Annotated in this window: 12 protein-coding genes; 10 read left to right on the top strand and 2 right to left on the bottom strand. The window is 70.1% G+C overall.

From position 1 onward, the window contains the following. Positions 1 to 186: 186 nt before the first annotated feature. Together KN815_RS14300 and KN815_RS14295 are read left to right on the top strand one after the other, a co-directional pair. Positions 187 to 879 carry a demethylmenaquinone methyltransferase gene (locus KN815_RS14300; protein WP_216342310.1) on the top strand — a complete coding sequence of 231 codons (693 nt, stop codon included), beginning with the start codon at positions 187 to 189 and terminating at the stop codon, positions 877 to 879. A 208-nt stretch (positions 880 to 1,087) separates the two neighbouring features. Continuing rightward, on the top strand, positions 1,088 to 2,398 hold the full coding sequence (locus KN815_RS14295; protein ID WP_216342308.1) for a geranylgeranyl reductase family protein: 1,311 nt from the start codon (positions 1,088 to 1,090) through the stop codon (positions 2,396 to 2,398). 137 nt (positions 2,399 to 2,535) lie between these two features. On the opposite strand, the gene KN815_RS14290 is transcribed toward KN815_RS14295, so the two are convergent. Beyond that, positions 2,536 to 3,318 (bottom strand): VOC family protein, encoded by a 783-nt coding sequence (locus KN815_RS14290; RefSeq protein WP_216342306.1) that lies wholly within the window; start codon positions 3,316 to 3,318, stop codon positions 2,536 to 2,538. A 334-nt stretch (positions 3,319 to 3,652) separates the two neighbouring features. Between KN815_RS14290 and KN815_RS14285 the strand changes: the two genes are divergently transcribed. Then, the gene (locus KN815_RS14285) at positions 3,653 to 4,072 is read left to right on the top strand and encodes a CBS domain-containing protein (RefSeq protein ID WP_216342304.1); all 420 of its coding nucleotides are present in this window, start codon (positions 3,653 to 3,655) and stop codon (positions 4,070 to 4,072) included. Between the two features lie 79 nt (positions 4,073 to 4,151). Here the strand turns inward: KN815_RS14285 and KN815_RS14280 are convergent, their stop codons facing one another. After that, on the bottom strand, positions 4,152 to 4,991 hold the full coding sequence (locus KN815_RS14280) for a C40 family peptidase (RefSeq protein ID WP_216342302.1): 840 nt from the start codon (positions 4,989 to 4,991) through the stop codon (positions 4,152 to 4,154). A 714-nt stretch (positions 4,992 to 5,705) separates the two neighbouring features. Here KN815_RS14280 and KN815_RS14275 point away from each other — a divergent pair. The 7 genes from KN815_RS14275 to KN815_RS14245 all read left to right on the top strand — a co-directional run. After that, on the top strand, positions 5,706 to 6,065 hold the full coding sequence (locus KN815_RS14275; RefSeq protein WP_014054062.1) for an NADH-quinone oxidoreductase subunit A: 360 nt from the start codon (positions 5,706 to 5,708) through the stop codon (positions 6,063 to 6,065). Positions 6,066 to 6,097: 32 nt separating this feature from the next. Then, the gene (locus tag KN815_RS14270) at positions 6,098 to 6,652 is read left to right on the top strand and encodes a NuoB/complex I 20 kDa subunit family protein (protein WP_093463764.1); all 555 of its coding nucleotides are present in this window, start codon (positions 6,098 to 6,100) and stop codon (positions 6,650 to 6,652) included. Positions 6,653 to 6,743: 91 nt separating this feature from the next. Then, positions 6,744 to 7,487, top strand: a complete 744-nt coding sequence (locus KN815_RS14265; protein ID WP_216342300.1) for an NADH-quinone oxidoreductase subunit C — start codon at positions 6,744 to 6,746, stop codon at positions 7,485 to 7,487. Beyond that, complete coding sequence (locus KN815_RS14260; protein ID WP_216342299.1) at positions 7,487 to 8,821, top strand: NADH-quinone oxidoreductase subunit D; 1,335 nt, start codon at positions 7,487 to 7,489, stop codon at positions 8,819 to 8,821. The genes KN815_RS14265 and KN815_RS14260 overlap by 1 nt, the downstream gene beginning before the upstream one ends. 17 nt (positions 8,822 to 8,838) lie before the next feature. Next, positions 8,839 to 9,648, top strand: a complete 810-nt coding sequence (gene nuoE, locus KN815_RS14255) for an NADH-quinone oxidoreductase subunit NuoE (protein ID WP_059145046.1) — start codon at positions 8,839 to 8,841, stop codon at positions 9,646 to 9,648. After that, positions 9,648 to 11,030, top strand: a complete 1,383-nt coding sequence (nuoF, locus tag KN815_RS14250; protein WP_216342297.1) for an NADH-quinone oxidoreductase subunit NuoF — start codon at positions 9,648 to 9,650, stop codon at positions 11,028 to 11,030. Before nuoE ends, nuoF begins: the two co-directional genes overlap by 1 nt. Beyond that, a partial coding sequence (locus KN815_RS14245) for an NADH-quinone oxidoreductase subunit G (RefSeq protein WP_216342295.1) occupies positions 11,027 to 13,260 on the top strand: 2,234 nt, incomplete at its 3' end. The genes nuoF and KN815_RS14245, both read left to right, overlap by 4 nt.

Raw genomic sequence — 13,260 nt, 5'->3', positions numbered from 1 at the left:
ATCGCCGTCCTGGACCGGCCCCGGCCGCCCGTCCTCGCCCCGGCGGGCCGCGCGGATCTGGCCGTCTTCGACGCGGACGGCACGTGCCTGGCCACGGTGGTGGCGGGACGGCTGGTGCACCGGCGCCGCTGAGGCACGCCGGGCCCCGGGCGGGGGCACGGGGCGCGGGAGGTGAACAATGGGGGCGTGAGCCGAGCATCCCTGGACAAGCAGCCGCACGAAGTCGCCGCCATGTTCGACGGCGTGGCGGCCAAATACGACCTCACCAACGATGTGCTGTCGCTCGGGCAGGCCCGGCTGTGGCGCAAGGCGGTCGCCCGGGCCGTGGACGCGCGCGCCGGTGAACGGGTGCTCGACCTCGCCGCCGGTACGGGGACGTCCTCGCTGCCGTTCCTGGAGGCGGGCGCGTACGTGGTGCCGTGCGACTTCTCGCTCGGGATGCTCCGGGAGGGCAAGAAGCGCCATCCGCGGCTGCCGCTGACCGCGGGCGACGCGACGCGGCTGCCCTTCGCGGACGGGGTCTTCGACGCCGTCACGATCTCCTTCGGGCTGCGCAACATCCAGGACACGCAGGGGGCGCTGCGCGAGATGCTGCGGGTGACCCGGCCCGGCGGGCGGGTCGTCATCTGCGAGTTCAGCCACCCCACATGGGAGCCGTTCCGCACGGTCTACAGCGAGTATCTGATGCGCGCGCTGCCGCCGATCGCGACGTCGGTCAGCAGCAACCCGGACGCGTATGTCTACCTCGCCGAGTCGATCCGCGCCTGGCCGGACCAGCCCCGTCTCGCCGCCCGGCTGCGGTCGGCGGGCTGGGAGCGGGCGGCCTGGCGCAACCTCACCGGCGGCGTGGTGGCCCTCCACCGGGCGTACAAGCCGTAAGGCGGCCACGAACGCGGCGTGCGAGCCGTAAGGCGGCCACGAACGCGGCGTGCGAGCCGTGAGGCGGTCACCGGCCGGGCCGCGGGGACGGCTCCTCGCGCCGCTTCGCGGCCCTTCGCGAGTGCCGGGGTTACGCCCCCCATAGACTGCATGTGTCCAGTGCCCGGCGTGACCGGCACGCCGTTACCGAGGCTTGGGGAGACCCCGCGTGAGCGAGACCGCACCCACCGAGAGCGCGTCCTTTGGGATCTCGGAGCGCAGCGCCGATGTGATCGTCGTCGGCGCCGGACCGGCCGGCTCCACCACCGCGTACCACCTCGCCAAGGCGGGTCTGGATGTGCTGCTGCTGGAGAAGACGGCCTTTCCGCGCGAGAAGGTGTGCGGTGACGGCCTGACCCCGCGCGCCACCAAGCAGCTCGTGGCCATGGGCATCGACATCTCCGAGGAGGCGGGCTGGCTGCGCAACCGGGGTCTGCGGATCATCGCGGGCGGGGTGCGGCTCCAGCTCGACTGGCCGGAGCTGGCCGCGTACCCGAACTACGGCCTGGTCCGTAAGCGCGACGACTTCGACGAGCAGTTGGCGCGGCAGGCCCAGAAGGCCGGGGCCCGGCTGTACGAGCGCTGCAATGTGGGCGCCCCGATCACCGACGAGCGCACCGGCCGGATCACCGGGGTCCACGCGAAGCTGGGCGAGGAGAAGGCGCCCGTCACTTTCCACGCGCCCCTGGTGGTCGCCGCCGACGGCAACTCCACCCGGCTCTCGCTCGCCATGGGGCTGCACCGGCGCGAGGACCGCCCGATGGGCGTGGCGGTGCGGACGTACTTCACCTCGCCCCGCCATGACGACGACTACCTGGAGTCCTGGCTGGAGTTGTGGGACCGGCGCGGTGCGCAGGACCGGCTGCTGCCCGGCTACGGCTGGATCTTCGGCATGGGCGACGGCACCAGCAATGTGGGCCTGGGCGTCCTGAACACCTCGTCCTCCTTCAAGGAGCTCGACTGGCGCGAGATCCTCAAGGCGTGGTGCGCCTCGATGCCGGAGGACTGGGGCTACACCCCGGAGAACATGACCGGCCCGATCCGCGGTGCCGCGCTCCCGATGGCCTTCAACCGGCAGCCGCACTACACCCGTGGGCTGCTGCTCGTCGGTGACGCGGGCGGCATGGTCAACCCGTTCAACGGCGAGGGCATCGCCTATGCGATGGAATCCGGACAGATCGCCGCGGATGTGATCGTCCAGGCCCATGCCCGCGCCACCGCCCCCCAGCGCGAACTGGCCCTCCAGCGCTACCCCAAGGTCCTCAAGGACACCTACGGCGGCTACTACACGCTGGGCCGGGCGTTCGTGAAGCTGATCGGCAACCCGAAGGTCATGAAGCTGGCGGCGCAGCGCGGGCTGACGCATCCGATGCTGATGCGGTTCACCCTGAAGCTGCTGGCGAATCTGACGGATCCGACGGGCGGCGACGCGATGGACCGCATCATCAACGGCCTCACCAAGGTGACCCCGCGAGCCTGACAGCGACCCAAAGGGGCGCGGGGCTGTATCGATATGCGGCTCCGCCGCGGGGCGCGACCAGCCACGACGGCGCCGCAGCCGACCGACAACGTATCGCGGCACTTCCAGCGGAGTATCGCGGCGCCCCCAGCGGAGCGCTACGCGCCGGGGCCGCCGCTCGCGATGACCCCGAACGGTGCCCGGACCACATCCGCCAGCCAGGCCATCCGGCCGATCCCCTCGGCCGACATGGCCGGCATCAGCACCGAACCGCCCAGGTCCTGCCCCTTGGCCACCACCGCGTCGCAGTCCGCCACCTCGAAGTACGGCAGCCACTGCGGTGGTGTCGAATGCCCCTCCTGGAGCTGGGCGACGCCGCCGAAGGAGCCCTCCCGGCCGGCGCCGGTGGTCATCAGCACCGTGTACGCCCCGCCGGGGAAGGACATCTCCTCGGCGTCCCAGCCGAAGACCTTGCGGTAGAAGGCCAGGTCCCTGGGGGGATCGGGGGAGTGCAGCTCGGTCCAGCACAGGGTGCCGGGGTCGTTGACCGCGTCCAGCCCCGCCGTCCGGCCGGGCTGCCAGATGGCGAAGCGGGCGCCGCCGGGGTCGGTGAACTGGGCCATCCGCCCCTCCTCGAAGACGTCGAGCGGAGCGAGCCGCACCGTGCCGCCCGACTGCTCGACGGTCCGCGCGGTCTCCTCGGCGTCACGGGTGTGGAAATACGGCGTCCAGGCGGACCGCGCGCCCTCCTCGGTGAGCGGCCCGACGGCCGCGACGGTCTTCCGGCCCAGGGTGAAGAAGCCGTACCCGCCCGCCTCGGGGCCCGCCGACTCGAAGCGCCAGCCCATCAGGGAGCCGTAGAAGGCCACGGCGGCTTCGGTGTCGGGGGCGCCCAGATCGAGCCAGTTGGGGGCGCCGGGAACGTAATCGGTGGTGAGCATGGGCGCTCCTTCGACGGTCGAGCGCGAAGACGCGGGAAGTTCTGCCGGTGATTGCCTCGTTCTGTCCGGGATTGCCTCGTTACTCAGTCTGGCACCGGGCACCGACAGCCGCCGCCGGGCACCGACAGCCGCCGCCGGGCTCGACACGACGCCGCCGGGCTCGACACGACGTCGCCGGGCTCGACACGACGTCGCCGGGCTCGACATGACGTCGCCGTGGGGCAGTGGTGACAATGAAGGCAGGGGGCGCCGTGCGCGCCAGCCGCGGTGACGCCGGATCGATGGGGCTCACAGGGCGGGTTCCACCGCCGGTGGGCCTGGCAGGAGGTACACCATGACGAAGGCAGCGGACATCATGCACCCGGGCGCGCAGTGGCTTCCGGAGAACGAGACGGTGCTGCGCGCCGCCCAGCTCATGCGGGAGCTCGACGTGGGGGCCCTGCCGGTCAGTGACAGCAACGAGCGGCTGTGCGGCATCGTGACCGACCGCGACATCGTCGTCGGCTGCATCGCGGAGAGCGCCGATCCGTCCGGGACGCCCGTCGGGGCGCTCACCAAGGGCACTCCGCGCTGGATCTCCGCGGACGCCGATGTCACGGACGTCCTGCGGGAGATGGAGGAGCACAGGATCCGCAGGCTGCCGGTGATCGACCAGAACAAGCGGCTGGTCGGAATGATCTCCGAGGCGGATCTGGCCCACCACCTCAGTGACGACCTTCTCGGCGAGTTCCTGGAGAAGGTTTACGCGCAGTAGGCGCGCGATGGGGCCGTGAGGCCGCCGTCCGCGATGGGAACGGCGGCCCCGGGCCCGTCTGTCTGTCGGGAGGTGCGCCTTACAGGACGCGCACGGCCCCGGTGGGCATGTCGTAGTCCAGCGGGCGCTCGACGATCCCGGTGCTCGGGTTCTGGGCGCCGATGAAGTTGCCGCCACCGACGTAGATGCCGACGTGGTACGCGCTGCCGGCGCTGCCCCAGTAGAGCAGGTCGCCCGGCTGGAGGGAGTCCAGCGAGACCGGGGTGCCGGTGGTGGACTGGTCCTGCGAGACCCGCGGCAGGCTCACGCCGACCTGCTTGAAGGCGGCCTGGGTCAGCCCGGAGCAGTCGTAGGAGGACGGACCGGTGGAGCCAGACACATACGCCTTGCCGAGCTGAGCCTTCAGGAAGCTGATCAGCGTGGCGGCGTTGCCGGTGGCATTGCTGACGGCGTTGCTGGTGGAGTTGCTCGCGCTGGTGGTGGACAGCGTGGTGCGCTCGGCGGAGCGCGACGCCTTCGCCGCCTCGGCCTTGGCCTCGGCCGCACGCTTGGCGGCCGCCTTACGGGCCGCCTCCCGGGCTTCCTTCGCCTTGCGTTCGGCCTCCGCCTGGGCCTTCTTGGCCGCGACCTTCGCGTGGGCGGCCGCCTGCTCCTGCTGTGCCTGGAGCTCGTAGTCGGAGGCGGCCTGCTGTGTGGCGTCAGCGGTCTGGGCGGCCGTGCTCGCCAGTGTGGCGCTGACGGTCGGCATTTCCAGGGTGGACTCGGCCGGGGCGGCCTTGGACTCCGTGGCGGAGGCGGGCACGGCGGCACCGGCCACCGCGAGGGTCAGGAAGCCACCGGTCATCCCTGCTCGGAGTGCACGCGTGGACGCGGCACGGCGGGGCTTCCGGTGGCTGGGTATGTGTGCGACTGGGGACATAGGTCACTGGCTACCAGGGTCCTAAGGCCCAGATCAACAAAAGTGGGGTGCGCCACATTTGATGTGCACACGCCCAAAAATCGCCCCAAACGATCTTCGTAGGCCCGTCGGCAGCCATGCCCGAATTTCTCGATCATGTCTCTACGCACGGCATTTGGCGGCCATGCGGTGTCTGCTGGCGATCTACCACCGATGCGGCCCGCGTACAAAGGGTTCCCGGCAAAACTAGATCCACAACCCGTCTGGGCGTGGGATACCTCACTCGCTCCGAGTCGCTCGTGAACGCGTGCGCGAGCCGGTGATCAATCGGTGACCGACCCGTGATCGATCGACGTCCGGGACGAAGGTCACCCACGAGGGTGGCGGGGCTCATATCAGGCGACAAAGTCCATCGCAAATTTGCATGTATGTACCATGTCTTGGTAGGGGCGCAACGCGCTCACCTGTGATGACATCTCGGAATGTCACTTCTCGTGGTCGTTCGGATGCTTCACGTACAAGATCACCGCTCATCCGACTTCATGATCCTTCGTCAGGTGGTGGAGATCACAAAGACGTTGTCGTACCCCGTGTCGCAGATCACAGACCGACGGGCATAGGATGCAGGCGAAACGGGCTTGTGAACTGCCTCACATGTGCGCGATCTTCGTGGGGCGACCGGCATGTCCGTGCGGTCCGCCAAGCAGTCATCGTCGACTGAAGGGAGCGAGGACGGTGAACGCATACGCGCCCATCCTCGTACTGGGAGCCCTCGGGGCAGGTTTTGCGATCTTCTCGGTGCTCATGGCCGCGATCATCGGCCCCAAGCGCTACAACCGGGCCAAGCTCGAGGCCTATGAGTGCGGCATCGAGCCGACTCCGCATCCGTCCGGCGGTGGGCGCTTCCCCATCAAGTACTACCTGACGGCGATGCTCTTCATCGTCTTCGACATCGAGATCGTCTTCCTCTACCCCTGGGCCGTCACCTTCGACGCCCTCGGGCTGTTCGGGCTCGTGGAGATGCTCCTCTTCGTGCTCACCGTCTTCGTGGCCTACGCCTACGTATGGCGGCGCGGCGGCCTGGAGTGGGACTAAAGGGGCTCTAGAGGAGATAGGGGAAACATCGCATGGGTATCGAAGAGAAGCTCCCGAGTGGGTTCCTGCTCACCACCGTGGAACAGGCCGCCGGGCTGGCCCGTAAGTCCTCCGTCTTCCCGGCCACCTTCGGTCTGGCCTGCTGTGCCATCGAAATGATGACCACGGGTGCCGGGCGCTACGACCTCGCGCGCTTCGGCATGGAGGTCTTCCGCGGCTCGCCCCGCCAGGCCGACCTGATGATCGTCGCCGGGCGGGTCAGCCAGAAGATGGCCCCGGTGTTGCGCCAGGTTTACGACCAGATGCCGAACCCGAAGTGGGTCATCTCCATGGGCGTCTGCGCCTCCTCCGGAGGGATGTTCAACAACTACGCGATCGTGCAGGGCGTCGATCACATCGTCCCGGTCGACATCTATCTGCCCGGCTGTCCGCCGCGCCCCGAGATGCTCATGGACTCGATCCTCAAGCTGCACCAGAAGATCCGCGAGGAGAAGCTCGGCGTCAATCGCGAGCGTGCGGCCCGTGAGGCGGAGGAGGCGGCGCTCAAGGCGTTGCCGATGATCGAGATGAAGGGGCTTCTTCGGTGAGCGACGCACACGAGGCCACCGGGCCGCAGACGGCGACGAAGGCCGCACCTCTGCGCCTCGTGGGCGGAGAAGCGAACGGAGGGGAAGGGCGTTGACCGAGGCCAATGGGTCCAACGGGGTCAACCCGGACAAGGACCTCAACGCTGAGAACCTCCCCGGCCGCCGCGGCGACCAGGGCGAGCCCGTCCGCGTCCAGCGCGGGATGTTCGGCGCCAACAACGGCGGCGACACCACCGGCTACGGCGGGCTGGTGCGCCCCGTACGGCTGCCCGGCCAGGCCACCCGGCCGTACGGGGGCTGGTTCGACGAGGTCGCCGACGAACTCGAGGGCGCGCTCGAGGAGCAGTCGCTGCTCCCGGAGAACGCGATCGAGAAGACCGTCGTGGACCGCGGTGAGCTGACCTTCCACATCGCCCGCGAGCACCTCCTGCGGGTCGCCCGGACCCTGCGCGACGACCCGGCGCTCCGCTTCGAGCTGTGCACCGGCGTCAGCGGGGTGCACTTCCCCGGCGACAAGGGCCGTGAGCTGCACGCCGTCTACCACCTGCGGTCGCTCACCCATGGCCGGGTGGTCCGGCTGGAGGTGAGCGCCCCCGACAGCGATCCGCACATCCCGTCGATCGTCGACGTCTATCCGACCAACGACTGGCATGAGCGCGAGACCTACGACTTCTTCGGCCTGATCTTCGATGGTCATCCCGCGCTGACGCGGATCATGATGCCCGACGACTGGCAGGGCTTCCCGCAACGCAAGGACTACCCGCTCGGCGGCATCCCCGTCGAGTACAAGGGCGCCCAGATCCCTGCTCCGGACCAGCGGAGGTCGTACAGCTAATGACTGCCCCCCATGCAACGCCCTCGGCCTCCGCGCGCGAGACCACCGAAGGCACCGTCTACACCGTCACCGGCGGCGACTGGGACGAGGTCGTGGCCGCCGCGGCGAAGGCCGACGACGAGCGGATCATCGTCAACATGGGTCCCCAGCACCCCTCCACCCATGGGGTGCTCCGGCTGATCCTGGAGATCGACGGCGAGACGGTCACCGAGGCCCGCTGCGGAATCGGTTATCTGCACACCGGAATCGAGAAGAACCTCGAATTCCGGAACTGGACGCAGGGCACCACCTTCGTGACGCGCATGGACTATCTGACGCCCTTCTACAACGAGGCGGCGTACTGCCTGGGCGTCGAGAAGCTGCTCGGCATCGAGGACCAGATCCCGGACCGGGCCACGGTGATCCGGGTGCTGCTGATGGAGCTCAACCGGCTCTCCTCGCATCTGGTGGCCATCGCCACCGGCGGTATGGAGCTCGGCGCGACCACCATCATGATCTACGGCTTCCGCGACCGGGAGCTGATCCTGGACATCTTCGAGCTGGTCACCGGCCTGCGGATGAACCACGCGTTCATCCGGCCCGGCGGGCTCGCCCAGGACCTGCCGCCGGGGGCGGTCGACCAGATCCGGGCCCTGCTGAAGACGATGCGCAAGAACCTGCCCGAGTACGACAAGCTCGCCACCGGGAACCCGATCTTCAAGGCCCGGCTCCAGGACGTGGGTTACCTCGACCTCGCCGGGTGCATGGCGCTCGGCGTGACCGGCCCGATACTGCGGGCCACCGGGCTGCCGCACGATCTGCGCAAGACCGATCCGTACTGCGGCTATGAGACCTATGACTTCGAGGTGCCGACCGCCGACACCTGCGATGCCTACGGCCGCTTCCTGATCCGGCTGGAGGAGATGCGCCAGTCGCTGCGGATCGTCGAGCAGTGCCTGGAGCGGCTGGAGCCGGGTCCGGTGATGGTCGCGGACAAGAAGATCGCCTGGCCCGCGCAGCTCGCGCTCGGCCCGGACGGCCTCGGCAACTCCCTGGACCACATCAAGAACATCATGGGCACCTCCATGGAGGCCCTGATCCACCACTTCAAGCTGGTGACCGAGGGATTCCGGGTGCCGCCCGGACAGACGTACGCGGCGATCGAGTCGCCCAAGGGGGAACTGGGCGCCCATATGGTCAGCGACGGCGGCACCCGCCCGTTCCGCGTCCACTTCCGCGACCCGTCCTTCACCAATCTTCAGGCCGTGGCGGCGATGTGCGAGGGCGGTCAGGTCGCCGATGTGATCGTGGCCGTCGCGTCCATCGACCCCGTGATGGGAGGAGTGGACCGGTGACCGATATTCAGCTTGGGATGCCGGAGCTGCCGGCCCCCGACTACCCCGCCGAGGTACGCGCCCGGCTCGAGGCGGACGCCCGCGAGGTGATCGCCCGCTACCCGGACAGCCGCAGCGCGCTGCTGCCGCTGCTGCACCTGGTGCAGTCCGAGGAGGGCCATGTCACCCGCACCGGCATGCGGTTCTGCGCCGAGGTGCTGGGGCTGACCACCGCCGAGGTCACCGCCGTCGCCACCTTCTACACGATGTACCGGCGCAAGCCCTCCGGCGACTATCAGGTGGGGGTGTGCACCAACACCCTGTGCGCGGTGATGGGCGGCGACGCGATCTTCGAGGAGCTCCAGAGCCACCTGGGCGTGGGCAATGGGGAGACCACCGAGGACGGCAAGGTCACCCTGGAGCACATCGAGTGCAACGCGGCCTGCGACTACGCACCCGTGGTGATGGTCAACTGGGAGTTCTTCGACAACCAGACCGTCGAGTCCGCCAAGGGGCTGGTCGACGATCTGCGGGCGGGCCGGACCGTCGAGCCGACCCGGGGCGCGCCGCTGTGCACCTACAAGGAGACCGCCCGGATCCTGGCCGGCTTCCCCGACGCCCGTCCGGGCGCCGTCGAGGCCGGCGGCTCCGCGGGCCCCGCCTCGCTGGTCGGGCTGCGGCTGGCCAAGGGGGAGGCCGCGCCGGGCCGGGTCGTCTCGCCGAGGTCCGCGGACGCCCCGCAGGACGAGGCGCCGCCGACGCATCCCAGCTCGCATGACGCGCCGCAGCGGACCTCCGCCTCCGATCCGCACCACCCCGCAGGTCCGGTCGCCGAGGAGGGGGAGTGATGACCGTGACAACCGAGATCAATGGGCACAGCCCCGAGAAGCTGCTGGCACCCGTGCTCTCCGCCTTCTGGGACCAGCCGAACTCCTGGGCCCTGCGCACCTATCTGCGGCACGAGGGCTACGAGGGCATGCGCAAAGCTCTCGCGATGGACCCCGACGCGGTGATCGCGCTGGTGAAGGACGCGGGTCTGCGCGGACGCGGCGGCGCCGGCTTCCCCACCGGAATGAAGTGGCAGTTCATTCCGCAGGGCGACGGCAAGCCGCACTATCTCGTCGTCAACGCCGATGAGTCGGAACCGGGCACCTGCAAGGACATCCCCCTTCTCTACGCCAATCCGCACTCGCTCATCGAGGGCATGGTCATCGCCTGTCATGCCATCCGCTCCGAGCACGCCTTCATCTATCTGCGCGGCGAGACCGTCCCCGTGCTGCGGCGGCTGCACGAGGCCGTTCGCGAGGCGTACGAGGCGGGCTACCTCGGCACGGCGGAACGGCGGCGGGACAAGCTCGGGGTGGACGGACTTCCCGGTCTCGACATCACCGTGCACGCGGGCGCCGGCGCGTACATCTGTGGTGAGGAGACCGCGCTGCTGGACTCGTTGGAGGGACGCCGCGGCCAGCCCCGGCTGCGGCCCCCCTTCCCCGCGGTCGCCGGTCTGTACGCGTGCCCCACTGTGGTGAACAACGTCGAATCCATCGCCTCGGTTCCCGCGATCCTCAACAAGGGCAAGGAATGGTTCCGATCGATGGGCAGCGAGAAGTCCCCGGGCTTCACGCTCTACTCGCTGTCCGGCCATGTGGCCAACCCCGGACAGTTCGAGGGCCCGCTCGGGATCACCCTGCGCCAACTGCTCGACATGAGCGGCGGGATGCGCCCCGGCCACCGGCTGAAGTTCTGGACCCCGGGCGGCTCGTCCACCCCGCTGCTCACCGAGGAGCACCTGGACGTCCCGCTGGACTACGAGGGCGTGGGCGCGGCCGGGTCGATGCTGGGCACCAAGGCGCTCCAGTGCTTCGACGAGACCACCTGCGTGGTGCGGGCGGTGACCCGCTGGACCGAGTTCTACGCGCATGAGTCCTGCGGCAAGTGCACACCCTGCCGCGAGGGCACCTACTGGCTGGTGCAGTTGCTGCGCGACCTGGAGGCCGGCAAGGGGCGCATGGACGACCTCGACAAGCTGGCCGACATCGCCGACAACATCAACGGCAAGTCCTTCTGCGCCCTCGGCGACGGCGCGGCCAGCCCCATCTTCTCCTCGCTGAAGTACTTCCGCGAGGAGTACGAGCAGCACATCACCGGCGGAGGCTGTCCGTTCGACCCGGCCAAGTCGACCGTCTGGGCCGACCAGCCGCGCTCCACTCACCTGGGGGTGAACGCATGACCGTGACCACCAACGCACCCTCGTCGGGCGGGGAGGCGGCGGTGCCGCGAGAGGATCTGGTCTCCGTCACCATCGACGGGATCGAGATCTCGGTCCCCAAGGGGACGCTGGTCATCCGTGCCGCCGAACTGCTCGGCATCGAGATCCCGCGGTTCTGCGACCATCCGCTCCTCGACCCGGCCGGCGCCTGCCGCCAGTGCATCGTCGAGGTGGAGGGCCAGCGCAAGCCGATGGCCTCCTGCACCATCACCTGCACCGACGGGATGGTCGTCAGGACACAGCTCACCTCGCCGGTGGCCGAGAAGGCACAGCGCGGGGTGATGGAGCTGCTGCTGATCAACCACCCGCTGGACTGCCCGGTCTGCGACAAGGGCGGTGAATGCCCGCTCCAGAACCAGGCGATGAGCGCCGGACAGGCCGACAGCCGCTTCGAGGGCCAGAAGCGCACCTTCGCCAAGCCGGTGCCGATCTCGACCCAGGTGCTGCTGGACCGCGAGCGCTGTGTGCTGTGCGCGCGCTGCACCCGATTCTCCAACCAGATCGCGGGCGACCCGATGATCGAGCTGCTGGAGCGGGGCGCGCTTCAGCAGGTGGGCACCGGTGAGGGCGACCCGTTCGAGTCGTACTTCTCCGGCAACACCATCCAGATCTGCCCGGTGGGCGCCCTGACCTCGGCGGCGTACCGCTTCCGCTCCCGCCCCTTCGACCTGGTCTCCTCGCCCAGCGTGTGCGAGCACTGCGCGGGCGGCTGCGCGACCCGCACCGATCACCGGCGCGGCAAGGTCATGCGGCGGCTGGCGGCGGACGACCCCGAGGTCAACGAGGAGTGGATCTGCGACAAGGGCCGCTTCGGCTTCCGCTACGCGCAGTTGCCCGAGCGGCTCACCACCCCGCTGGTGCGCGACCGCGAGACGGGGAAACTGGAGCCGGCGAGCTGGCCCGAGGCGCTGGAGGCGGCGGCCGAGGGGCTGGGGATGGCGCGCGGCCGCACCGGTGTGCTCACCGGCGGCCGGCTGACCGTCGAGGACGCGTACGCCTACGCGAAGTTCGCGCGGCTCGCCCTGGACACCAACGACATCGACTTCCGGGCCCGTACGCACAGCGATGAGGAGGCCGACTTCCTGGCCACCCATATCGCGGGCCGGGGCCGTGACCTGGACGGCGGCGGGCTCACCTACACCACGCTGGAGAAGGCCCCGGCCGTGCTGCTGGTGGGCTTCGAGTCCGAGGAGGAGTCGCCCGGCGTCTTCCTGCGGCTGCGCAAGGCGCACCGCAAGCACGGGCAGCGCACCTTCTCGCTGGCCAGCCACGCGACCCGGGGCCTTCAGAAGGCGGGCGGCCTGCTGCTGCCGGCCGCCCCCGGCACCGAGCCGGAGTGGCTGGACGCCATCGCGGGCCGCACCGGTCTGGACGAGAGCGGCGAGCGGGCCGCCGAGGCGCTGCGCCAAGAGGGCGCGGTGATCATCGTGGGCGAGCGGCTGGCGTCCGTGACCGGCGGGCTGACCGCCGTCGTACGGGCCGCCGCCGCCACCGGGGCCACACTCGCCTGGATTCCGCGCCGGGCGGGGGAGCGGGGCGCGATCGAGGCGGGCGCCCTTCCCGGGCTGCTGCCCGGTGGCCGCCCGGCCCACGACCCGCGGGCCCGCGAGGAGGTCTCCGCCGTCTGGGGCACCAGCGACCTGCCGCACCAGGTGGGCCGCGACACCGGCCAGATCATCGAGGCCGCGGCGGTCGGCGGGCTCGGCGCGCTGCTGGTCGCGGGCGTCGAGGTGGCCGATCTGCCCGATCCGGCGCGGGCGCTGGAGGCCCTGGACGCGGTGGACTTCGTGGTCAGCCTGGAGCAGCGGCCCTCGGAGGTCACCGAGCTGGCCGATGTGGTGCTGCCGGTCGCGGCGGTCGTCGAGAAGTCCGGCACCTTCCTCAACTGGGAGGGACGCGCCCGGCCGTTCGAGGCGGCGCTCAAACCCGACCAGATGACCCGCCGTCATACGCTGCCGGACGCCCGGGTGCTGCACATGCTGGCCGACGCGCTGGACGCGCCCCTGGGTCTGCCGGACATCGACGCCGTACGCGCCGAGATGACCCGGCTCGGCACCTGGCAGGGCCCGCGCGCCACCGCCTCGCTGGAGACGGGCGGTCCGCTGCCCCGGCCGGCCGAGGGCGAGGCGGTGCTCGCCGGCCATCGGCTGCTGCTCGACCAGGGCCGGCTCCAGGAGGGCGATCCGGCGCT

Origin of the sequence: Streptomyces niphimycinicus (assembly GCF_018883605.1) — a bacterium.
Classification (GTDB): Bacteria; Actinomycetota; Actinomycetes; order Streptomycetales; family Streptomycetaceae; genus Streptomyces; species Streptomyces niphimycinicus.
This window is presented reverse-complemented; position numbering and strand designations above follow the sequence as displayed.

Coding starts and splice junctions, on each gene's coding strand:
- KN815_RS14285 (WP_216342304.1), top strand. CDS start 3,653: ATGACGAAGGCAGCGGACATCATGCACCCGGGCGCGCAGTGGCTTCCG.
- KN815_RS14260 (WP_216342299.1), top strand. CDS start 7,487: ATGACTGCCCCCCATGCAACGCCCTCGGCCTCCGCGCGCGAGACCACC.
- nuoF (WP_216342297.1), top strand. CDS start 9,648: ATGACCGTGACAACCGAGATCAATGGGCACAGCCCCGAGAAGCTGCTG.
- KN815_RS14290 (WP_216342306.1), bottom strand. CDS start 3,318: ATGCTCACCACCGATTACGTTCCCGGCGCCCCCAACTGGCTCGATCTG.
- KN815_RS14280 (WP_216342302.1), bottom strand. CDS start 4,991: ATGTCCCCAGTCGCACACATACCCAGCCACCGGAAGCCCCGCCGTGCC.
- nuoE (WP_059145046.1), top strand. CDS start 8,839: ATGCCGGAGCTGCCGGCCCCCGACTACCCCGCCGAGGTACGCGCCCGG.
- KN815_RS14270 (WP_093463764.1), top strand. CDS start 6,098: ATGGGTATCGAAGAGAAGCTCCCGAGTGGGTTCCTGCTCACCACCGTG.